This is a genomic window from Nostoc flagelliforme FACHB-838 (genome assembly GCF_014698065.1).
GTDB classification, from domain to species: Bacteria; Cyanobacteriota; Cyanobacteriia; order Cyanobacteriales; family Nostocaceae; genus Nostoc; species Nostoc flagelliforme_B.
The window spans coordinates 1-22,258 of the sequence record NZ_JACJSI010000101.1 but is presented as its reverse complement, the minus strand read 5'-3'; the positions used below and the strand labels follow the sequence as shown (position 1 = coordinate 22,258).

The window sequence follows — 22,258 nt, the reverse complement described above, 5'->3', positions numbered from 1 at the left end:
ATCAAGCTCGTTACATTGGTACTCGCAAAAATCTATTTGACCTCCGCCGTACCGCAGTCGTCCATAATCTTCATGTCCTTGCCAAAATTTTTACTAACACTACTGAGCAGTCTTCTACTTAATTCTGATTACTGAATCGGTGTTCTAGCATCAATCAGGATAGCCTACGGTTTTTGACTAGGTAATCATTAACCAGCTTTATAGCAATTTTACAATTACCCCAAATTCCATCGGCATACACAAAGTTTCTGTTAATATCTCTGACCTGATATCCGCAATAGTACTAATTTAGTTTATTAGTTAGGTATATAACTATGAACGTTAGACGCACCTAACTTGATGAAGCGATCGCAATTTTTATTAACCCTTGCTAGCCTTAGTATTGTTGGGGGAAGTTTTTTTATGAAAACGAATTTTAGCAGTACTAACGAACCGAAAATAATAACTGATACATTACGTTACAAAGAAATTCGTAATCAGCTACGGTCTGATAATGACCAAGTAAAACATTTTCCTAATGAGATTCCCACTGATGCCAAAAACGTTCGTATTGCTTACTCTCCCGAATTTTTTCAAATTAGGCTGAAACAGCCACCAAACAAGATAGAAAAATTACTTTTGCAATACAGAAGCATTGCCAAGCACAAATATAGAGGTGGTGACACAAACAATCACATAAACCAACCTAACGGTGTGCCAACAACTTTCTTCTACACTAATGACTCTCCTACAGAATCTTTTCCAGCTACTTATGAAATATTAGTATTAAACACAGATGACAAAGGTAGACCTGGCTTCAAGTGGAATCATGGAGATAGCTACGGCGTCGCTATTAGTAGTTCAGCCTCGGAAATTATCTATTGGTCTGAAAAATGGTAATTATAGTAATTCTAAATTATTCGTGAAATCTTCTCTTCGCCGTTTGTAGAGTCAAGCGCCGAAAATCGGCGTTCTATAGAAGTTCGCCCAAGTGAAAAAATTCTTATTGTAGAGAAAATGACTTCACTGATAAAGTTAATAGTGTTGCCTTTAATTCCCAATAAGTTAATTTAAGAGAGGTATACAAAATGAAAAAATTCTTAAAAAATCTTCTTAATGAACAAACCAAATCGATTATTAGATCATTTTGGTTATATCAAACTTTATATAATGCATTCACGCAAGCTAGCTGTCGCAGGCAAAAGGCTTGATATTTGTGCCAATGAAGTTGCTATCTATCTGCTTCAATGTGGTAAAGGAAAATATGTACTGCGTGATAAAATTTGTCTTGAAATTGGAAGTGGATGGTTACTGACTCATTCGTTAGTATTTTACCTTATGGGAGCAAAAAAGGTTTATGCAACGGATGTCTACCCGTTATTACAACCCGAAAATATTTTCCACGCTGTGTCTAAGTCTGTAGATTGGAGTATTTTAGATAGTTTATCTACATTTGAAGATCGTGAGATTATCCATTTACGCTTAAAAAAGCTGCTTTCATTAAAAAAAATATCTGTAGAAACCTTAAAAGAGTTGGGCATAGAATACATTGCTCCAATTGATTTATCTCAAAAAATGCCTACTAAAGAAAAAATAGATTTCATCTTCTCCAAATCTGTGTTTGAGCATGTGCCAGTTGATGATGTGATGCCACTTCTAAAAAATATTGAAAGTAGCCTCTCTGAAGATGGTTTTATGTTCCATCTAATTCATTTACTGGATCACAAAAATATGAGTGAAAGACCATTTGATTTTTTTGTTTATCCACAAGAAGCCTATTCGAGAGAATTACAATCAAGGTGGGGAAATCGAATTCGACGAAGCCAATGGAAGCACATATTTTCTAACCTTAAGCACTTAGACTCTAGATTTGTATTTGAGTGGTTGTGCAAAGACGGAGTATTACCAGAAAAAATCGACTCGTCTATTCAATATACAGATGAGGAAGACTTAATAGTTTCCCATATTGGTGTATTTGGAGAATTAACATCGTTTCCGAAAGTCAAGTCTTAAGGAAGAAGAAGTTATGAGTGGAAGCTTTATCCACTCATACTTCAGTACTAAATACTGCTTTTACTCTTTCGGGTATATCACTTTTGGTAGTTAAAACTTATAGCCAGCGTAGCTAAGATTTTAATGGTGATTAAAATTTATCTGAATATGTAGAATGCCAACTGCTTTAGTTACTGGTGCCTCTAGTGGTATTGGTAAAGCCTTTGCCCAGGAACTCGCTGCACGCAAGACAAATCTTGTACTCGTTGCTCGTTCTGAAGAGAAGCTAAGTCAATTAGCTAAACAACTACAAGAACAACATAAAATTCAAGTAGATGTTATAGTCAAAGACCTTACAGAACTTAATGCCGCTGCTAGTGTATTTGATGTTACAAAAGCAAAGGGATTAACTATTGACTTATTAATTAATAATGCTGGTTTTGGTTATTATGGTGACTTTGCTGAAGGGGATGGAGAAAAACAAGTTAAAATTGTACAATTAAATATTTTAGCATTGGTAGATTTAACCCATAAATTTCTACCATTGATGCGGCAACGTGGTTCTGGAAGTATTATTAATGTATCCTCTATTACTGCATTTCAACCGATACCATACCTTTCTGTTTATGCTGCCAGTAAAGCTTTTATTCTCAGTTTTAGTGAAGCGCTATGGGCAGAAAATCGTCAATATGGTGTCCGTATTTTAGTTACTTGTCCAGGGCCAATAGAAACAAATTTTTTTGCAGAAGCTAATTTTCCCCCAGCGTTGGCAAGCAGTACAGATAAAGTATATTCTTGTGAAAAAGTGGTTTGGGAATCTTTAGAAGCTTTGGAAAAAGGCTATCCAACTGTTATTAGTTCTGATACTAACACTCAAATTAGAAGTAAATTATCTCGGCTTGTACCGCGCAAACTTTTGCTAAATATGCTGGCAAAACACTTTAAAGCATAAGTATATATTTAAGAGTTAGGATTTTGGAGTTAAACAAAGTGGTGTATTAAAAACTCCTTACTCCTAACTTCTAATTCCTCACTTCTCGTTTATTACATATACCTGGTTAATTGAACTCGGTAACGGTCTTTTTTAGTAACAGCGATTTCCCCAACTTCTAAACGTCCTTTAGAGCGAATGGCGATTAAGTCGCCTGATTTGACTTGAGAACTAGCTTGAGTAATTTCCTTCCAATTGACACGGACATCACCAGCATCAATGAAATCAACCATTTTGCTGCGAGACATACCAAAACCAGCAGATGCGATCGCATCTAATCGCAAAGAGGCCTCTACAGTAGTTAATTCTTTTTTCTTGGGTTCCCGAACTTTTAATTCAGTTAGCTCAATCTGCTGAGTTTTCACAGGAACCGATCGCACCTGTTTCAAACTCATTTCCAAAAATTCCACCAACTCTGGTGCAACAATCGCCTGCGCCCCTCGTTCTCCCAAGACAATAACATCTCCTGTCTTTTCCCGAACAATTCCCGTCCCCAACATTGCGCCTAAAAAATCGCGGTGAGAGGCGGTATCAAACAGGAAATTACCAGCAATTTCCACGGCGACAAGGCTGACTTGAGATTGATCTAAGGGAAGTTCTGAACGAGCGATCGCTATTCTTTGGCGTTCAGCTTGTGGATATCCGCCCCACGCAACTAATTGCACTTCTGTTAATCGGTTAAACACCCGTTGAATTTCTGCCAATTCTGGGGGAGACAGAAAATCAGTCAAAACCACTTCCCAAGTTTTGATGGCTTGCTCTGCTTGATCGATTACACGAGCGACACTATCTCGATTTTCAACACCTTTTAAAAGTTCTTCTCGTGGCAACATTCTTAAAAATTATGAGTTATGAATTGAGAATTAATCTGCTATAACTATCTTGATTCTAACTTTAATTCCCATTTCAGCAGGTTTTCATCCCTAGCAATTTGTCGCATTCCCAGTTTTTCCAAAATGCGAATCGAGGCAACATGATCCTCTGGAGAATGAGCGATAATTCTCTTGAGTTCTGGCTGAGTAAAGGCAAAATTAACTAATGCTTCTACTGCTTCAAAAGCAAATCCCTGCTGGCGATAAGCTGATAGCACTTCATAACCCATTTCTACAGTTCCTGTCTGATCGGGTTTGCCAATAAAACCCAAATCGCCAATCAAAGTAGAATCTGTAATGTGAATCATTAGCCAGATCCCCCAACCCAATTGGGAAGGATCATCTATTAGCATCTGAGCATACATGGGGAAAATATCTAACACCTCAGATCCATACCAATCATCAGGAACTCTTACCCCTAAAAGCCTCTCTACCTCTAATTTATTTCTTGCAATCACCGCTTGCGCTACTTCCAAACAACAGGGAAGTAGCTCAAGCCGCTGTGTTGTAATGTGTAAACTATGATTCATTTATTACACGTTACCTGTGTCAGCATAACCTTGGATATTTTCTGGATCAAACTGACGTAATATTCGGGTTGCTTGCCGAGTTAGAGTTTCAGAACCTTGAACGGCAACTAAGTATTTACCTGCATCTAAGCGGTTGCGGTAGGGTAAAGCATCACCACTACCCACAAGTAAACCGACTCCGCCACCAACAAACACACCACCCATAGCACCACTAGCAGCACCCAGCAGTCCGCCAACAATATGATTTCCAACTTCACCCGCCCAGGCAAAAGTGTCTAAACCAGTGATCAGGCTGAAGGTAAAACCTGCAAAAAAGCCGAATGGTATCAGCCAAGTTGCCATTAGTTGTGCTTGCTTTTTGGCTTGGTCTTTGGGGTCAATTAAGCCAAACTCGTCAGCTGTTTTATATCCTTTCCCTAAGATAGTACTGTTTATGCCTTCTTCTTCTAAAGCTAGGTAAGCAGCTTCGGCTTGAATGCGGTCTGGTAATACGGCCACAAGGTAATTCATGATTTAACAATTTGTCCAATAAAAGTTTTGCCTTAATTAACAGCGTATCAGTCCTAGTCGAATCAATCTTGCATTGGCGCGACCTGTTGAATTAACTGCAAATAGCGTAGGCGTAGCCCGCCGCAGGCATCGCACAAGTCAAATGACATCTGATCACTTTAGCGAATCTAGTGGCTCACAAAAATTGTTCACGCCTTGCTTGAGGACATAAATTAAAACTGGTGTTGCCAAAATTTTCGGAAACGTCGGCATTGATTTTAGATGTTCCATCATCTTTTGAGGTGAAGTATTCAGCAAATCTTCCCGATACTCTTGTTCGCAAATGACAACACGCCATTTTCTAGCCAAGGCATCTAACCACTCGGAATTTGCTCTTTCTGGTTGTTGTCCCGCCCGAATAGCTAGGGTCATCGCCGCATCTTCTAAATCTCCATCACAGTCTTCAATCAAATCTAGCGCTTCCATATCGCCGGGGTCATCTACCAATTGAGAGCGAAACTGTGCAATTTCTTGAGATGTTACTTTAGTCATGAGTCTTTGACAAGGCGAGCGATCTAACACTCAGTTATGCTACATCATTTCATCAAACTCCTGTTACAAATAGATTTTTTTCCAAAAAAGCCTCATTTTTTCAATGTAATTATTGAAAAAATGAGGCTTTTTGAATTTTTAATTGCGAAGATATATCAGCAGTACTAGTAGTCTGTCAAGTTGAAATTGATAGGTAAACAAGTTCATCGTAAGGGCTTTAGTCCTTACTATGAACCCTCAAAACTAACTTAGACATTGTACTAGCGTAACGCTCTGAGGGTAACAGACCGTTGTAACTGAGCTAAAGCACGGTTGTAATCCAAAATTGCTGTGACTCGATTACCTTCAGCTCTTGTGAGGTCGTTTTCAGAGTTAATGACATCAGTTTGAGTGCCTACACCAGCTTGGAATCGCAAACGTGCTAAACGTAGAGCTTCCCTAGCTTGTTCTAAAGCGGTATTAGCGGTTTGAACATTCTCCAAACTAGATTGCTGGGTAGAATAGGCTTGTTCTACTTCAAACCGAATTTGGTTGCGCTGTTGAGCAAATTGAGTTTCTGCGATCGCAATATTAGCTTGCTGCTGATCTGCCCTTGCTCTAGCGGCTCCTCCATCATACAAATTTAGGGTTGCTCTAACTCCTAATGAATAACCATCAGTAACACTGACACCATCATCGAACTGGTCTAGTAGGTTGTAGCTGGCTACCAAACTAACTTGAGGCCCAAGCTCCCCAAGAGCCTGCCTACGCCGTTGTTCGCTGATATTACGCTGTGCCAACTGCTGTTGTAGTTCTGGACGATTTTGAAAAGCCAGCACAATACTTTGTTCTAGGGTTGGGTTCCAAAGACCAGCTAATTGTACAGGGTCAGCAGCACTGATATTTATCCCTTGTGGTAAACTTATCCGAGTTGCTAATTGACGACGAGCAATTGCTTGCAGGGATCTAGCATTAGTCAAATCTTGTTGGGCATTTGCTAAATTCACCTGCGATCGCAACACATCGAAGCGCGTACCAACCCCAGCTCGTTCTAAAGCTTCTGCATCACGCAAACTAGCCTCAGAGTTCAGCACAGCCGATTGGGCAATGCGTACTTGTTCATCTCTTTGTTGCAGATTGTAGTAGTCTGTAGCAACATCCAAACGGATTGTCTCAGACTGAGCTTCTACAGCCAACTCATTGAAACGTACCTGTTCTTCAGCCGCTCTGATGTTAGCTTGCACTGTCCCAGAAGTGTAGATGTTATATGAAAGTTGTGCTTGACCATTAAAAGATGTACTAGCTTCATTTCCTGACTGTGGTATACCCGGCTGTTGTTCTGTTTGTTCCAACTGAAGCTGACCAGCAGCAGACTGACTGCGAGTAATATCCGTACTTACATCAAGACTAGGCAATAAAGCAGCTTGCGCCTCGCGTAGAGCAGAACGATTGCGTTCTAGCTCCAAGAGAGACACCTGTAAATCCCGGTTGTTACGCCGCGCTAGTTCCAGAGCTTGTGCTAAAGTAATTGCCTCATTTCCCTGAAGTCTCACTTCCTCCGGTTGGGTAGGAAATTGTAGAGGATTTGAGCTAGGAATCAAATTATCGGGAATTTGCACCGGCCCTGACACCGCAGGAGTTACGTTTCTTGGCACAGTGGAAGGTTGCACTGAATCTGCTGGTACAGGAGTGACGGTTTCCGGCGCAGTCGGAGTTGGTGTCGAATCTGTTGGAATCGGAGTATTACTCTGAGCCAAGCGACCAATCGCATTTTGTTGTAAGCAGTTATTTGAAGTCAGTAGCATAGCCAAGGAGTCAGTTTTGCTTTTTCCCAACTCCTGTGGACACCTCTGCGCTGACAACAGTTTTGCTGCTCCACCTGTGGCTGAAGTTTGTAAAAATGTTTGCAACTGAGTAACAGTATTTATCTTTTGACCTACTGGCTGCTGTGCAGAAGACAAAGACAAAATTTCTTTTGCGACAGAAGGGGTTTTTGAAGTGTAGTTGGGAACTACTACGTTCTTTAGTTTCTGCCCATTTGGGTCTGAATTACTCTGTTTTTGATTATTTTGAGCGGAACGGCTGACATCTAACTGTTGGGAAGAATTAGAGTTAAGTGCCAAACCTAAAAATCTACCTTTATCTTTCTTAAGTAGTTGTTTTATTCGCACACCAGTATTTTCAGCCGTGAATACTGGAATACTGTTATTACTTAAAGGCTTCACACTAAGTTTAGTGAAACCAAAAGTAGGTACTAGAGTTGGAACACTAACAGCACCATTAGGCAGTTGTGTATTCATGGTATCCACAACTAAGTCTTGACCATAATTAGAAGTCAAAACACTAGGAGAAGACGCCAGTTGTACCCCAGTGAGTTTCGCAGTACCAGCCCAAGTAGGCTGAGTTGTTAAGACTGCTGCCGTTACACCAGGTAAGAAGCTATAAAATAATTGCTGTCCTTTCACCGCATCCCCTCACACGAAAATCAATCTAGCGGCAGAAAACCTTTCTTCACCACAGAATATAGCACGATACTAAACTTAGGAAAGAATATACTACGATACTAAATTTAGGGTTCGGAACTCTGTTTGTCTTCAAAACGTCTAACAATGCGAGAAAGTTCCGCCTTTTCATCGATACTAACGCGAGTAGGAGCACCGCTGATAATCCGTTCGTAGTTTCGGAAAGAATCTTTGATATCGGGCCCGTCAGCAGTAATATTATACTCACGAATGCCCTTATCATGCCAAGAGCCTCTCATTTTAAATACGTTAATTGCCCGGGACATTTCTCCACGAATTTCTACGTACTGCAACATCAGAATTGTGTCGGTTATCGTGGAAATATGAGAGTCAGTAATGGAATGCGCTCCCAGAAATTGGTCAGTTGTGTTGGTAAAAAAACCAGTAATTTCTTCTTGTTTAGCATAACCTGTCACACCAATTACAAACTGCCGAAATGCATTATTACTAACTCCTCTAGCTAGTGCTGATAAGGAATCAATGGCGATGCGGGCAGGTTTAAAGATAGCTATTTCTGATTTAATAATTTGTAAGTGGTCTTCTAAACCAGTTGATTCGGGATAAGTACAGATGATTTTGAGTAAACCTTGTTCCTCTAATTCTTCAAAATCAATTCCCCAAGAGGAAGCATTACGAGATAGTTGAGCGCGTGATTCTTCATAAGCAAATAATATTGCCTGTTCTCCATTGAGGCAGCCATCTTGAATAAATTTACTTACTAAGAGGGTTTTGCCAGTACCTGTGGCTCCTGTGGCTAAAATAATTGAATCTTTAAAGAAACCACCACCACACATTTCATCTAAGGTTTTGACACCAGAAGATACTCTGACATTAGAAGAACGTTGAGTCAAGCGCATTGCTCCTAGTGGAAAGATGTTAACTCCTTCATTCGTAATGGTGAAGGGATATTCGCCTTTCATGTGAGTTGTGCCACGCAATTTGAGAATTTCAATTGTGCGACGGCGGCGTTCTCCTTCTAAAACGTTGCGAACAATTACTACATTATCGGAAACAAATTCTTCAACTCCAAAAGAGGCAACGGGCCCATATTCTTCACCACGTTCAGTGGTAATTACAGTGGTGACGCTCAGTAGTTTAAGACGTGCTACTAGGCGAAATATCTCGCGTCTCACTACTCCCATTGCTTCATACTGCTGAAATACTGCTGTTATTGAGTCAATTGAAACTCGTCTAGCTTTATATTTGCGGATGGCATATTGCAAACGCTCAATGAGTGCAGAAAGGTCAAAATTACCAACGATATCTTGACCTTCTGGATCGGGAGATGCATCAAGAATAAATAACTTGCCTTCTTCGATTAAGCGCGGCAAATTCCAACCAAAAATATTGGCATTTTTAATAATATCACTCGGTGATTCTTCAAAGGTAACGAATACTCCGGCTTCATCAAAGTAGGTGATACCGTTATAAAGAAATTGAAGAGAGAATAAAGTTTTGCCTGTGCCAGAAGTGCCGCTAATTAAGGTAGTTCTACCAATTGGTAAACCACCATGACTAACATCGTCAAAACCCTCGATCATCGTCCGAATTTTTTCTACACCCACAATTTTCGGTGGTTGTTTTGATTCTAATTGCTCTTTTTCACTCATCGCTTGATAATAAATTGGTATTAAAATCTATTTTTTATGACTAAATTTGCTGCAAACTTAATTTTATTATGATTAAAATTTTACTCTTCAAAATCTTCTTCACTCAGTTCTTCGTAGAGCAAATCTAATCCAATCAGTACTCTTTCTCTATCGGAAAGATCGCCGATAATTTTGCGAACGGGTGGAGGCAAAATTTTAGATAATGTTGGTGTCGCCAATATTTTATCTTCTTCTGCCAGTTGCGGGCTTTTCAGTACATCGATCACTTTTAAAGCATAAACACCTTCAAACTCCTGTTCTAAAATATCTTTGAGTGTTTTTAATGCCCGGACTGAATTAGGCGTGTTCCCTGCTACGTAAAGCTTGAGAACGTAGGTTTTTTTGGGTTTTTTCATATACTTAATGTCTAGTCATGAGCATAAGAATACAAGATGCAAACGCACATTAGCAGTAGCTAATGACAGTAGCTTGTTATAAGTGAAATATTGCTAAATTCAATTTATTTAGAAACTGAACTCCTATATACTTCGCACAGGTGAGCCAGGATATCTATCAACGTTAAGCGGTAATCAAGTAACGCTTCATTGCTCCTTCCTTCTAATTTTAGCTGGTTAGAAAAATCTTCTATTACCTCCATGTGAATTTCGATTATTTGGGGCACAGGAATATTAGCATAAAATATAGTATTGATAAATTTATCAATTTTATCTTTTAATGTTTTATCTGTGGTAAAATAATCTATAAGAATCAAGCTATAATCTGATTTAAGATGTTTTAATAATTCTTGTTTTTGCGTTGGAGTCATCTCCTGAAAATACTGTTGGCTTTTTTGCATCTGACTGGCAAATACATAGAGGTATTTGTTAGTGTATGCCTTCCTTTGATTTTGTTGCAGCCAATGGGGTAAAGAGTTGGTTTCTCCATAGGTAGTTGCAGCAACAGGTAGATAGCAAAATTGGGCAATAATTGCGTCCATAAATTTGCACACCCATGTACTCAAACTTTTGTAGTTGGCTAAGTCAACTGGATTATTTAAGCATTTTTTAACATTAGGTTGCAGAATCAATATCGGTAATAACATTTATTCTTAAATATCTCTCCTTAATCGCCCTGACCAAGAAACGTGACTGATAAGTTTGACTAACGCTTCTAGGGGAATACTGGGTTTGCAGTATACTGGTGATTACACCGCAAAACAACGCTCTGTGTTAACAGAGAGTGCTAGCCACTCAACAACCCAGTGCAGCAACTGAGTGGTAGGACTTAGTAAGTCTTTGATGATCGATCAGGTATCTATCCGCATAGCAAAACACAGTAGCTAATTTATTATTTACATATCTTATGTATATAAATAAATAGATAGATTTTTTTATTTTGCTCCTTGATAAGATACTTAAACGAACTTAAAGGATCGTCGCATTCTAAATCATTATAATTCCTCAAGGTTCTAAAGCGAATCTTTGGGGCCATAATTGTTTTAGCTGTCGCTATCGATGAGGAGTTTAAATACCAGTAAGACACTGGAGAGGTTAGTTGTTAGAAATGAGAAACGTCGCCTTTTGAAAAAATGCACTCGTCCGCAAGCAAGTGCCTATGAAGGGAAATCCCGTTGTTTTAATGGCGTTGAAATAACCAGAGTTGCTTATATGAGTCTTCTTAGAGGATATGACTTCAGGCGAAAAGACCATCAACTGGCAGATGGAAATGCCGGAGGGTTCCACAGGAAGAATGACCCCAAAAGCCCTATGTTAATGCTAGATTACCCGCTTTATAACTTTCAGGCAACCGTACCTAGCTGCCCGCAAACAAGTTCTCTGGCAGTGGTGTTGGATATTTTTGAGCATGAACAGTGCGATCGCTTGGTAGTAGTGAATCAACAAGAATGTCCGATCGGATTGCTGTATTCTGCCCGTTTAATCCCAAAATTATTAGCACATAGTGACAATAAAAATCTAAATTTACAGCAATCGCTCTCTACCTGGGGTCAAGGTCTGATTGAGCCAATACAGACAATATTAGCTTCTGAGCCTGTAGAGCGATTGAGCTTGCACTTGTGCTATCCACAAACCGAAAAACACCAGAACTTAGATTGGGCGTTGATTGACTCTGATGGCCGATATTTGGGACTGCTGGATAGTTCACGCCTGTTGCGATCGCTGGCTAAGGAGCGCATCGTTGGGTTACAAAGTTCAGGCATCCACAGTTCGTCTGGCGATCGTCACCATGAGTATAATGCTGGGACAAATGACCCCAATTCGTTAGGACACCAGCCACTGGTACACTTGCTCGAAAGACTGCCTTGGCCTTTGATGTTGCAAACGGGTACTGGCGAGGTGATAGCACGAAATCCCGCCTGGTGGCAGCAATTAGGAGCCTTGAAAGATCCAGAAGGAGTCAGGCAACAAGTGGAGGCAATACTTGTTCCTAAAACCTCCGAAAAATCAGAATATGTCAGCCAACGAGCAATCAAGGTTCATCCCAGTGGTAGGGATGAGTATGGTGCTGAACAAGAACTGACTCAGCAAGAAGCATCTGGTGATGCTGGATACAGCCGATGCTATTTAGATAGTCAAGTAGGTACTTGTACCTGCGTTGTCGAAGTGCAAAATGGTCAGGAGAGAATCTGGCAATTTGCCAAAATTCCCTTAGATAGTCCTGAGTTGAAAGCGATGAGTGCTGAATCAGAGGTTGCACTCAGCAATGATTTGTGGTTAATTTTAGCTACTGATGTTACCGAGCAGCAGCAGCTTTGCAAGGAACTAGCAGCAAAGAATGCCGATTTAATTCAACTAAATCGGTTGAAAGATGAGTTTTTAGCTTGTATTAGTCATGAACTCAAAACTCCCCTAACTGCCGTTTTGGGGTTATCGCGCTTGCTCGTAGATCAGCAGTTGGGAGAACTTAACGAGCGTCAAGCCCGTTATGCAGGACTGATTCATCAAAGTGGCCGCCACCTGATGAGTGTGGTGAATGACATTTTAGATTTGACCCGCATGGAAACGGGACAAATGGATTTGACGCTGACTCCGGTGAAAATTAGTGCTGTGTGCGATCGCGCCTTATCGGAAGCCAAAGCTATCCACACTCAAACTACCAAAGCTACATCTGCCTCACCACCTGCAAATGCCCGTTCATCTGCTCCTCAATTCTGCCTTTCCATTGAACTAGGCTTAGATCAGATGGTGGCAGATGAGTTGCGCTTACGCCAGATGCTAGTACACCTACTTTCCAACGCCTTCAAATTCACCGAAATATCTGGCGAAATTGGGCTGCGGGTAAGTCGTTGGGAAGGATGGATTGCCTTTACAGTTTGGGATACAGGCATTGGCATTCCTGAACATCAACAACACTTGATATTTCAAAAATTCCAACAACTAGAAAATCCCCTTACCCGCCAATTTGAAGGCACTGGTTTAGGGCTGGTATTAACTAGGGCCTTGGCGCGTCTCCACGGCGGAGATGTCAGTTTCTTATCGCGTGAAGGAAAAGGTAGCCAGTTTACCCTACTTCTGCCGCCCAGCCCTCCGAAAACAGGCTTTTCTGAACCAGATATAGGAATCAGAGAAGAAGAAGAAACACGATATCAACCTACACGGGAAATTCCCACAACAGATCGTCAGCAAGTTAGTACAACCACACAGCATCATCTGGCGAGTTCGCAACGGTTGGTGTTAGTAGTCGAAGCAGTAGCCCGATATATTGAAGACTTGACCGAACAACTCAAAAGTTTAGGATATCGGGTAGTAATTGCGCGATCGGGGACAGAAGCAGTCGAAAAAGCTCGGCGCTTGCAACCAATAGCGATATTTTTGAATCCGTTGCTACCCCTGCTATCAGGCTGGGATGTGCTGACTTTACTGAAATCTGACACTGCAACCCGTCATATATCTGTAATTGTTACCGCGACGGGAGCCGAAAAGGAGCAAGCATTTGCTCATCGAGCCGATGGTTTTTTAAGCTTGCCAGTAGAGCATCAGGTATTAGCACCAGTTCTGGAAAAATTATGTACTGCACAAGCAGTTCCGCAGCAAGGGTTAAACAACAGCGCAATTATCCCAACTAAAACCCCACTGCGAATTCTCCGGTTAGTGAATCCCCAGTTGGAATCAGTCAATCCCCACCCCTCACTTCGAGAACATCGGGTGATTGAAGTAGATGATCTAGATCAGGCAGAACTTTTGGCGCGGGTATGGCAGTTTGATGTCATTTTGCTAGATGTCGAAAGTACCACCGCCCAAATTTATTTAAAGCAACTAATTGGGCATTCACGTTTAGCGGCCATACCACTGGTTACTTGCGATGTCGCAACTACTTTAATCGCTTCTAAAATACCGGGGCTATCTGTATTTCCTTACTTAACACCATTTGCTAAAGACAACAATAGTCGTACCGAGAAAACAGATGCTTTACTATCAGTACTGCAAATTGCTTCTGGTATTTGCTGTCCTCCTAACATCTTGGTCGTGGATTTGACAATGCTGCGTGATTTTCCCCAGATAAGACGCAAGCAAGTTAAGGGTTATCGGACGGCAAAAAATTGCTCAATTAGTACTGAAACTGCTGAACGGGGATCTGAATGGTTCCAAGCTTTAATTCAGTACCTACAAACAGCGGGCTTTAAAGCGGCGATGAGTCCCTGTTGGGCAGAAGTGTTACAACAGATTCGCCACCAAAGCGTTGACTTACTGCTAATTTGTTTAGGAGAATCTGTTATCCACAAAGATGTACTCAAAGCAGTGAAAACATTGGGAGATTCGCCGTTAAAGTTGCCACCAATTTTGGTACTGAATCAACGATTAAATCGCCCAGAAAGCAATTTTCAGCCTGGGGTTTATAAGGAAGACAAGCAGAAGAAGAATGGTTTGGAATTAGTAGAAACTGTTGTTGGTGCGATCGCTACCCAAATATTACCGCGGTCAATATCAATGGAAGACCTCTTAAGCCAGATCAATCAAGCTTTAGCTGTCAATGGTTACAATGGCAAATGTTAATTTGGTCATTGGTCATTAGTCATTAGTTATAGTTATTCGCAAAGGATAAAGGACAAATGACTAATGACAATTTACGATATGTCTATTTTTTCACTCTTCTTTTTCTTAAAAGGAACTCGAACCAAGTTATAAGCTCCCTTGGTCGATAAACTCTTGTAATCGTCTGGTTGTAATTCCATTTGTAAAAACTTTTTCTGTTCAGCCAATAGCAGCAATGAAGGAGGTTGTAGCCCTTTAGCAGCCTGGTTTTGAATATGCTCTATAGCCTCTTTGGGAAATCTTAAATAATTTACGTGGATGTGGCTGTAAAATACCACACTAGGCTTTTTGAAACCAAGCATGATCAATTCTTCGTTGGGTTCTTTTGCTTCTAGAATGACCGCAGATAATTCCCTTAAGGGTAATTGACGTTCTCGATCAATAAAGAACGAAGCAGGCGTTAAAACAAAAATTAGAAACGCCACAAACCCGATTAAATTAATACTAATAATGTAGTTCCAGCGGCGAGTCAGTAAGAAAGCTGCAACCAAAATGGCACAAACCAGCCACATTAAACCTGCGATTACTGGTAAACCAGATTTTTGAATTAGTTCGTGGAAGTTACTTATAGCTGGATCAGTACCTAATATCTGGGTTATGTTAAACAGTGCTGTTGCCAAAACTGATAAAAATACTACATTTAACCAACCACTTATTCGCAGAAAAGACGAAGAGATGGACGGAGTTGGGGAAACAGGAGTTTTTTGCTGTGTTTCCGTATCTGGAAAAAGGTCGTTCCACAATAGGGCTACCAGGATTGCCGCTGCTGGCATTAAAGGCAATACATAGCTAGGAAGTTTGGTGACAGCAATGCTGAAAAAACCAAAGATGCTAGCAAACCAGAACCAGGCAAATAAGCCAAATTGCTGAAAACGTTCAAGAGATCGCCAATGCGATCGCTGCCAAAACTTTAGTCTAATTATGGAGGCTGGTAAATACACTGAGTAAGGTGCAAAACCCAACAGCACTACCAAAAAGTAAAAATACCAAGGTGCTGAGTGACCATTAACTACTTCTGTAAAGCGTTCCAGGTTGTGATAACCAAAAAAGGCATTAATATAATTCCAGCCATTGCGCCAAATTACTAAAGCATACCAAGGTACTGATAAACCTAAAATTATCAGTATACCCATGAAGAGGCGCATTTCCCGCAATACCTCTCTAAACCTTCCCACATAAAGCAAAAAGGCGAAAATAATTAGCCCTGGTAAGACAATTCCCACTGGCCCTTTAGTCAAAATCGCGCCTGCAATTAGCACATAACAAGCTAAGTACCACTTATTGGGGAATGGGGTAGAAGAGGCAGACGGGCGGAGGGCAGGGGGCAGAGGAGAGGAATTTGAATTTTCCCCCTGCTCCCTGCTCCCTGCTCCCTGCTCTCTACTCCCTTCCTTCCCTGCATATCCTAGAAAGAAACATAACAAAGCTGATGCTATACATCCGGTGAGCAGCATATCAGAGACACCTATTCTCGCCCAAATAATAGTTTCGCCATTGAGTGCCATCAGCGCTGCTGCGATAAAAGATGTTAAATAGCGGCGAGTAGGACGTGAAACTTGCTCTAATTCGTCTTCTTTAGCCAAATACCACTGTATGGTGTAAAAAGCTAAACAAACTAAGCCAAAAGCTGCGATCGCTGAAGGAAGACGTACTGCCCACTCATTTACCCCGATAATTGCGTAAGCGATCGCTTGACACCAGTAAATTAAAGCAGGTTTGTCGAAACGAGTGTCACCATTGAAAAATGGGGTAATCCAATCACCTGTGACGAACATCTGGCGGGATGCTTCGGCAAACAGAGGCTCTGTCTCATCAATCAAGCCAATATTGCCCAAATTCCATCCAAAAGCTATCCAGCCAATCACTATCAACCACAAAACCGATACAGTTACACCAAGGGCTGGATTCTTTGCTATTTTGTTGAACCACTGATCAACAGTGTGCTTAACACTCAATTTCATTCTCATTTGTCAATAGTCAACAGTCACTAATCAATAGTCGTTGGTTATCTATCTTTTGTTCTTGGGAGTTTTCAATTCAACAATTTTCCTCTCCTCAGTACTCTACACTTTTTCTTGTTCAGTAACGTTAGTTGCTCCAAGTCGTTAGAGAAACTTCTCCAACACACTAGTACCGCAAGGCGGAAGTCAAAAGTCAAAGGGCTTTCTAAGTGTAATGAAATGGTAGATTGATTTACGCCATGTTGTCGGTTTCAGATCCCCGACTTCTTGAAGAAGTCGGGGATCTAGCAGCCTAGCAAAATTAATGGGACAGACTATTAGTTAGTTCTTCAGTACTACTAAATATGTACTATGGACTCAGCACTAGTTGCCATTCTCTGTTTTGAGAATTCCATTTAGGTAATTGAGTTTCGCCGACAACATAGGGGCCCCAATAACGTCGGGAACCATCTTGTGCAAAAGCAACTAAAACATCTCCCTTCTCTAGCTTTAAATTATTCTGAGGTAGTGATAGAACCAGTCCTTTCTCACTACCTTCTTGGGGAGCAAAATCCCAATGTGCTGGTACATCATAATTAGTCTGTTTAATACTAGACCCTTTTGATACCGACTCTCGCGCCAATAAAGCCAACCGCACAGGCTGATTTGTTTGATTGCTCATTCGCAAAGTCCCTTGATCCTTAGCTTTGCTTGCTGATTTATCACGATTTGCTAAGACAGGATGAGTATTCTCTTTGCTGCTATGTTCTATTTGATTGATTGGGGTAGTTGTTGAAGTCGATAGACTAGCAGAAATATCTTTTTCAGGTAAAACAGGTGTAGACGAAGTTATATCCCACTCTTGAGTTTGTGTTGGCAGTTGTGAAGATGTATCTGGGTTTGTGGACTCAAAGGATACGCTCACTCCCAAGCATCCCACCAGAGCAACAAGCAGTCCCAAGCAACAAGCTGTAACACCGAGGTTACGATACACTAAAGATTTCATATTGATAGTTATTAGAAATAAATATTTTGTTTAGGCTTGACCAAATAGTAGCCTATTATCCCAAAAGTCAATCACACAAATTAGCCTAATATAGACTTTCCTAAAATTAGGAACAGGAAATGTATTGCGATCAAAAGCCACCTTTTAACAGGATGCTTAGAAAATGCCTGGTAGCAAATGTTTAAATATTCTCCTAAATCCACACCAGTCCCTTCTCCTGTTGGCAGAGGATAGGCGTAGCTTGCTTCACTATAGGGATACAAGTTAGGAAACCCGTGTAACAAAATAGCTCCCTTTAAAAACGGGAACTTTGAGTTATTTTCCCCTTTTTTAAGCTTGCTTCTGGGGATCAAACTAAATATTTCTATTTTCCAAATATCCTCTAAGAAACTGTACTTCTTTGAAGATGATAAAATGGGCAAATTTGAATAAACACTGGAATTCCAGTACATATCTACAATATTAACAAACAAGCTGATACTAAAACCAATATCATCCTTAAGATAGATATATCTCAAGATATCATGACTTTTCCCCAGAAGCCCCTCTGATGCAAAATACTCGTCTCAATAACTTATTCGATGCCATTGCTACACGCTTGGGGCAATGGTTTTTAAATCCTTGGCGGCGGCTATCGTTGGTGATTATTAGTTTTTTGTTCGGTTTTTTTCTGGCAAACGTAGCTTCCACTACAGCCGGTCAACGATCCGAATTAGACGTTGTGGTAGCTGCTTTTTTGGTAATGTTGACGGAAATTACCAGTAGGATATTTTATCATCGCAGCTTTATGGAGAGGCGATCGCTCTTAGTAGACTCACTAAATCTCCTCAAAGTTGGTTTCATCTACGGCCTGTTTCTCGAAGCCTTTAAGCTGGGATCGTAGGGAAATGGGGAATTTATGAATTTGTGGCTGGGTGAAATTTTGGCAACGGATGCAGTGGGGGAAACTTGGCAGCAGCAAGCAATAGCAGCAACGCTGGCAGATCGGTTAAGGGCTAAAGTTTTTGGGATTACGCCGGAAAATGTCAATGAGGTGATAAAAGAGCGATCGCATTTACTAAAATCAGTCTTGCCAGCTTTTAACCACTTCTGCCAAACTACTTTTCAAGTCGAACCCCACGAAATGTTACAGGTGTTGTGGGACTTGTGGCTGCCGTTGGGAATCAAGCTAGCATCGCAGCGCCAACAGTTGGGACACCCTCTGATTCAAGGAATATTGGGAGGACAAGGCACTGGTAAAACCACAATGTGCAAAATTCTCAGCTTGATTCTTGATCATTTGGGATACCGGACTGTGAGTTTATCTTTGGATGACTTATATAAAACTTACAGCGATCGCTTACTCCTAACACAGCAAGATCCCCGCTTGATTTGGCGCGGCCCACCAGGAACCCACGATGTAGATTTAGGTTTAAATGTACTAGATCAAATCCGCCAGTCGCAAAATCCTGTGATGCTTCCCCGCTTTGATAAATCAGCTTTTGGAGGTGCTGGCGATCGCACTACTCCAGAGATAGTAACAGGTGTAGATATTGTACTATTTGAAGGTTGGTTTGTGGGTGTGCAACCAATCAACGCAGATATATTTGATACTGCACCGCCGCCAATTGTCACAGATGAAGATAAAGCATTTGCCCGCGATATGAATCTTTGTCTCCACGATTATTTACCACTGTGGGAGCAATTGGACAGCTTAATTATCCTATATCCCACCGATTACCGTTGTTCTTTGGAGTGGCGCAAACAGGCGGAACAGCAGATGATTGCTGCGGGTAAATCGGGGATGAGTAATGCAGAGATAGAGCAATTTGTCAATTATTTTTGGCGATCGCTTCACCCGGAATTATTTATCAAGCCGTTGGTAAAAGATGTAACAGTGGTTGATCTAGTGATTGAGATTCATGCTGATCATAGCTTTGGTGCAGTGTATTGCGATCGGATTAATTCGTAATTCGTAATTCGTAATGGCTATGGTTTTGACGCAGATTTAGAACTGCTACGAAATAACCAAGATACAAGATTAGGAATTGTAGCAGCCCCAAAAGAGAACAGCGCAATAATTGCATCACGAGGTAAAACGCCATCTAACCAGCTACCCTGGATTCTAGAAACGGGAAAATCTTGATCTAGACCGATTTGAATCTGTTTAGTTTTACCAGAAAATCGGGCTTCTATGCCCTTTTTGGGGACAATTTGCAGATGGCGTATTAGTTGAATATTTAAAGGAATATCAGGATTTTCTCCCATGAGAAATTGATTTTGTTTAATTTCTTGTTCCTGCCCTACCATGCGAATTTTGCCTTCTACAATAGTAGAAACATCTAAATCATCTCTGAGATCGCTGCCATTTCTATCCACATCTACAAACTGAACATTTTTGGTTTCTATTTTGCCCCGAAACCATTGCTCTGATTCAAATTTGGCAGGTTTGGCTAAGGTAATATAAATATTGGTGTTTTGTGTAAATTCTAAGTTAAATTCTTGATTATCTGGATTTAAAATAAATTCTAGAGGTCTTTGATTATCTAGTTGATTTTGTAAATTAGAATCTGGTAATTCATAGCCTTCTACTATAACTTTGATTGGTTTTTCACCTAAATAGAGTTTTAATATATTAGCGTTGTTTTTTAAGTCTAGCTTAGGGCTTCGCTGTAGGGAAAAAGCCAACTGATTACGATAAAAGTCATAATTTAACTCAGCTACTTTTGTATTCGGTTGTAGCCGCAGTTCATTCAAATCTATTTCGCTCGTTCCTTCGAGATTAGCCGGAGCAATAATCCATTTACTTTCGCGGTCTTTAAGTTGGATTGTTAACGACTGTAACTGATTAACTTGGGGTAATTCACTTTGAAACTTACCTGTGAAAGTTAAGGTTTGGATGCCTTCACTTTCTAATTCTTTGATGCTACGAATATTTTCAATAAAGCGTTTGGGTTGCTGTCCATTATAGACAAAGCTCATTTCTTGAGAAATGATATTACCTTCAAAGGTATGAGTCCCAGGCGCGATCGCGGCAAAACTTACGAGAGTCAAAAATAAAAGTAACAGCAACACCAACAATAAACTTTGATGGTTTGAAATAGTTCGTAGTAAATGCTTCAGCGCTAAAATGCTGACTCCAAACCACGCAACTAGATGTGTTTTCAGAAAAGTCAACCATTGGCGAATCTTGATGAAGTAGGGGAATTGTTTGGCTTTTTGCCGAGATGCCATGATTTATTTCAACCAATTTGGGTTATGTTCAAATACTATTCGCCTTTCGATGCGATCGCTAGGTTCATTTATTCGCTCAATATTAGCAACGTAACGCAGTTCATAGCGCCCGGCTGGGGCATTGCGTCCATCCCAGGTGAAAATAGTTTCATCTTTTTTGGGGTTAGGGCGGGAAGTGCTATAAATTGCTTTTTCACCTTGGGGGAGAATTTCAAAGGTGGTAAATCTGACTCGATTTTCGGAATAAAAGACAAATTCATATTTACCAGAAGTTTGCCCCAGGATGACTGGAACATACACGGGTTGCGAACCAAGGCTATAGGATGCCACAGCGCGGAGTTTGTTTGCTGGTATTTTGGCTTCTCTGAGAACGTAAGTATCCCAGCTAAAGCTGAAACCTGAACCATTCTTAGACAATAACAAGTCATCCATCTGATAGTGATAATTATCGCCCAATGATTTCACTATTATTTGGGGGTTTTTTCCACCATTTATTTGGGGAATTTGTACTGTGAGAGTTTTGCCGAAACTGGCAAGGCTGGCAAGGATAATTTTATAATTCATGGTTTGTTGTAGAAACGCGATTCATCGCGTCTATATTAATGTTCCAAGTAAGCAGTTGTTTTTGAATTTCAGACATGGGATAAGCGAAATCTCGACCTTCACCTTTTTTGCGGGCAAAGACGATCCCTAAAAGTTGATTTTGTGAGTCAAGAACAGGACTGCCAGAATAACCGGGTTTGAGCGCAGCTTGAGATATTTCTAATTGCTGGTTTTGATAGCTGATTTGTCCTGATTCCATAGACCAAGATTTATCTTCACCTCTTTGAGCAGAATGACCGATAATCCGAATGGGCATTTTCGGGTTAATCGCACTTGAGGAAATAGGTAGAGGCTGGATATCTTCTGGCAGATTACCGCTAACTTCCAAAACAGCTAAATCGAGTTGTTCGTCTGTGGAAGTCATTTTAAACAGCTTGGCATCTCGCCGCATTCGCACTCGGTTTGAAGGTGGTGAACTGAAAAATTCTACTTGAATATTTTTACCCTGTTCATAGCCATCAAAAATAACATGACGATTAGTGAGGATTAATGCTCGGTTGTCTTCTCGTTTAATTACTACACCAGTTCCAATCTCTATTCCCTGGCGATCGCGGCTAGAAAACTCCGCAGTGATGCGAACTACAGAACGCTTAATGCGTACAGTTGGATCATCTTTAGGCAACCATTGGCGATCGTCGTCTACGCTAGCTAATTTATTCTGTTGCTCTGTCCATAACCGCCTTGCTTCTCTATTGTTGTTCCTGGCATAGACATAATTGGGGTCAATTTTTTCTGTAGGGCATTGCCGAGATTGTTGTAAGCATTAGCATAGTTGGGGTTAAGTTTAATTGCTTGTTCGTAGGCGGCAACTGCTGCGTCTAATTTCTTCTGTCTTTTAGAGGATGTCTGAAAAGTTTTGAGGAGGTGATTTTGGCTACGCAAGCTGTTTTAACATTAAACGAATCATTGCAATATAAATAAAAGCCTCTGTCGTTTCAGGTAAAATCTCA

General features: G+C 40.7%; 21 protein-coding genes. 6 read left to right on the top strand and 15 right to left on the bottom strand.

Going from position 1 to position 22,258, the window contains the following annotated elements:
• Positions 1-339: 339 nt before the first annotated feature.
• From H6G97_RS29685 to H6G97_RS29675, 3 genes are all read left to right on the top strand, one after another.
• Complete coding sequence (locus H6G97_RS29685; protein ID WP_190944114.1) at positions 340-879, top strand: hypothetical protein; 540 nt, start codon at positions 340-342, stop codon at positions 877-879.
• 216 nt (positions 880-1,095) lie between these two features.
• Entirely contained in the window at positions 1,096-1,992 is an 897-nt protein-coding gene (locus H6G97_RS29680; RefSeq protein WP_190944113.1) for a hypothetical protein, read from the top strand.
• A 154-nt stretch (positions 1,993-2,146) separates the two neighbouring features.
• The gene (locus tag H6G97_RS29675; protein WP_190944112.1) at positions 2,147-2,923 is read left to right on the top strand and encodes an SDR family NAD(P)-dependent oxidoreductase; all 777 of its coding nucleotides are present in this window, start codon (positions 2,147-2,149) and stop codon (positions 2,921-2,923) included.
• 92 nt (positions 2,924-3,015) lie between these two features.
• Here H6G97_RS29675 and H6G97_RS29670 read toward each other — a convergent pair whose 3' ends face one another.
• From H6G97_RS29670 to H6G97_RS29635, 8 genes are all read right to left on the bottom strand, one after another.
• Entirely contained in the window at positions 3,016-3,795 is a 780-nt protein-coding gene (locus H6G97_RS29670) for a photosystem II electron transport protein, Sll1252 family (protein ID WP_190944111.1), read from the bottom strand.
• Between the two features lie 44 nt (positions 3,796-3,839).
• Positions 3,840-4,364, bottom strand: coding sequence for a GNAT family N-acetyltransferase (locus H6G97_RS29665; protein WP_190944110.1), 525 nt, complete (start codon positions 4,362-4,364; stop codon positions 3,840-3,842).
• A 3-nt stretch (positions 4,365-4,367) separates the two neighbouring features.
• A complete protein-coding gene (locus H6G97_RS29660) occupies positions 4,368-4,874 on the bottom strand; it encodes a hypothetical protein (protein WP_190944109.1) in 507 nt (168 codons plus the stop codon).
• 153 nt (positions 4,875-5,027) lie between these two features.
• On the bottom strand, positions 5,028-5,405 hold the full coding sequence (locus H6G97_RS29655; RefSeq protein ID WP_190944108.1) for a hypothetical protein: 378 nt from the start codon (positions 5,403-5,405) through the stop codon (positions 5,028-5,030).
• Between the two features lie 260 nt (positions 5,406-5,665).
• On the bottom strand, positions 5,666-7,849 hold the full coding sequence (locus H6G97_RS29650; RefSeq protein ID WP_190944107.1) for a TolC family protein: 2,184 nt from the start codon (positions 7,847-7,849) through the stop codon (positions 5,666-5,668).
• Between the two features lie 104 nt (positions 7,850-7,953).
• Positions 7,954-9,516: a circadian clock protein KaiC gene (gene kaiC / locus H6G97_RS29645; RefSeq protein WP_190944106.1), complete on the bottom strand. Its 1,563-nt coding sequence runs from the start codon at positions 9,514-9,516 to the stop codon at positions 7,954-7,956.
• An 80-nt stretch (positions 9,517-9,596) separates the two neighbouring features.
• Positions 9,597-9,911 (bottom strand): circadian clock protein KaiB, encoded by a 315-nt coding sequence (gene kaiB / locus H6G97_RS29640; RefSeq protein ID WP_190944105.1) that lies wholly within the window; start codon positions 9,909-9,911, stop codon positions 9,597-9,599.
• A 104-nt stretch (positions 9,912-10,015) separates the two neighbouring features.
• Entirely contained in the window at positions 10,016-10,597 is a 582-nt protein-coding gene (locus tag H6G97_RS29635; RefSeq protein WP_190944104.1) for a KaiA family protein, read from the bottom strand.
• Positions 10,598-11,261: 664 nt separating this feature from the next.
• Between H6G97_RS29635 and H6G97_RS29630 the strand changes: the two genes are divergently transcribed.
• A complete protein-coding gene (locus H6G97_RS29630; protein ID WP_190944115.1) occupies positions 11,262-14,507 on the top strand; it encodes an ATP-binding response regulator in 3,246 nt (1,081 codons plus the stop codon).
• 71 nt (positions 14,508-14,578) lie between these two features.
• On the opposite strand, the gene H6G97_RS29625 is transcribed toward H6G97_RS29630, so the two are convergent.
• From H6G97_RS29625 to H6G97_RS29615, 3 genes are all read right to left on the bottom strand, one after another.
• A complete protein-coding gene (locus H6G97_RS29625; RefSeq protein WP_190944103.1) occupies positions 14,579-16,513 on the bottom strand; it encodes an ArnT family glycosyltransferase in 1,935 nt (644 codons plus the stop codon).
• Between the two features lie 343 nt (positions 16,514-16,856).
• Positions 16,857-17,492, bottom strand: a complete 636-nt coding sequence (locus H6G97_RS29620) for a hypothetical protein (RefSeq protein ID WP_190944102.1) — start codon at positions 17,490-17,492, stop codon at positions 16,857-16,859.
• Positions 17,493-17,572: 80 nt separating this feature from the next.
• A complete protein-coding gene (locus H6G97_RS29615; protein ID WP_190944101.1) occupies positions 17,573-18,010 on the bottom strand; it encodes a hypothetical protein in 438 nt (145 codons plus the stop codon).
• A 32-nt stretch (positions 18,011-18,042) separates the two neighbouring features.
• Here H6G97_RS29615 and H6G97_RS29610 point away from each other — a divergent pair, with 32 nt between their 5' ends.
• Positions 18,043-18,375, top strand: coding sequence for a DUF565 domain-containing protein (locus H6G97_RS29610; protein ID WP_190944100.1), 333 nt, complete (start codon positions 18,043-18,045; stop codon positions 18,373-18,375).
• A 15-nt stretch (positions 18,376-18,390) separates the two neighbouring features.
• Positions 18,391-19,443, top strand: a complete 1,053-nt coding sequence (locus tag H6G97_RS29605) for a glycerate kinase (RefSeq protein WP_190944099.1) — start codon at positions 18,391-18,393, stop codon at positions 19,441-19,443.
• Between the two features lie 17 nt (positions 19,444-19,460).
• Here H6G97_RS29605 and H6G97_RS29600 read toward each other — a convergent pair whose 3' ends face one another.
• The 4 genes from H6G97_RS29600 to H6G97_RS29585 are packed head-to-tail and all read right to left on the bottom strand — an operon-like array spanning position 19,461 to position 22,190.
• Positions 19,461-20,705 (bottom strand): hypothetical protein, encoded by a 1,245-nt coding sequence (locus H6G97_RS29600; protein ID WP_190944098.1) that lies wholly within the window; start codon positions 20,703-20,705, stop codon positions 19,461-19,463.
• Between the two features lie 3 nt (positions 20,706-20,708).
• A complete protein-coding gene (locus tag H6G97_RS29595) occupies positions 20,709-21,269 on the bottom strand; it encodes a hypothetical protein (protein ID WP_190944097.1) in 561 nt (186 codons plus the stop codon).
• A complete protein-coding gene (locus H6G97_RS29590; protein WP_190944096.1) occupies positions 21,259-21,930 on the bottom strand; it encodes a S1 family peptidase in 672 nt (223 codons plus the stop codon). The genes H6G97_RS29595 and H6G97_RS29590 overlap by 11 nt, the downstream gene beginning before the upstream one ends.
• A gap of 26 nt (positions 21,931-21,956) precedes the next feature.
• Entirely contained in the window at positions 21,957-22,190 is a 234-nt protein-coding gene (locus tag H6G97_RS29585; RefSeq protein WP_190944095.1) for a tetratricopeptide repeat protein, read from the bottom strand.
• Positions 22,191-22,258: the final 68 nt, after the last annotated feature.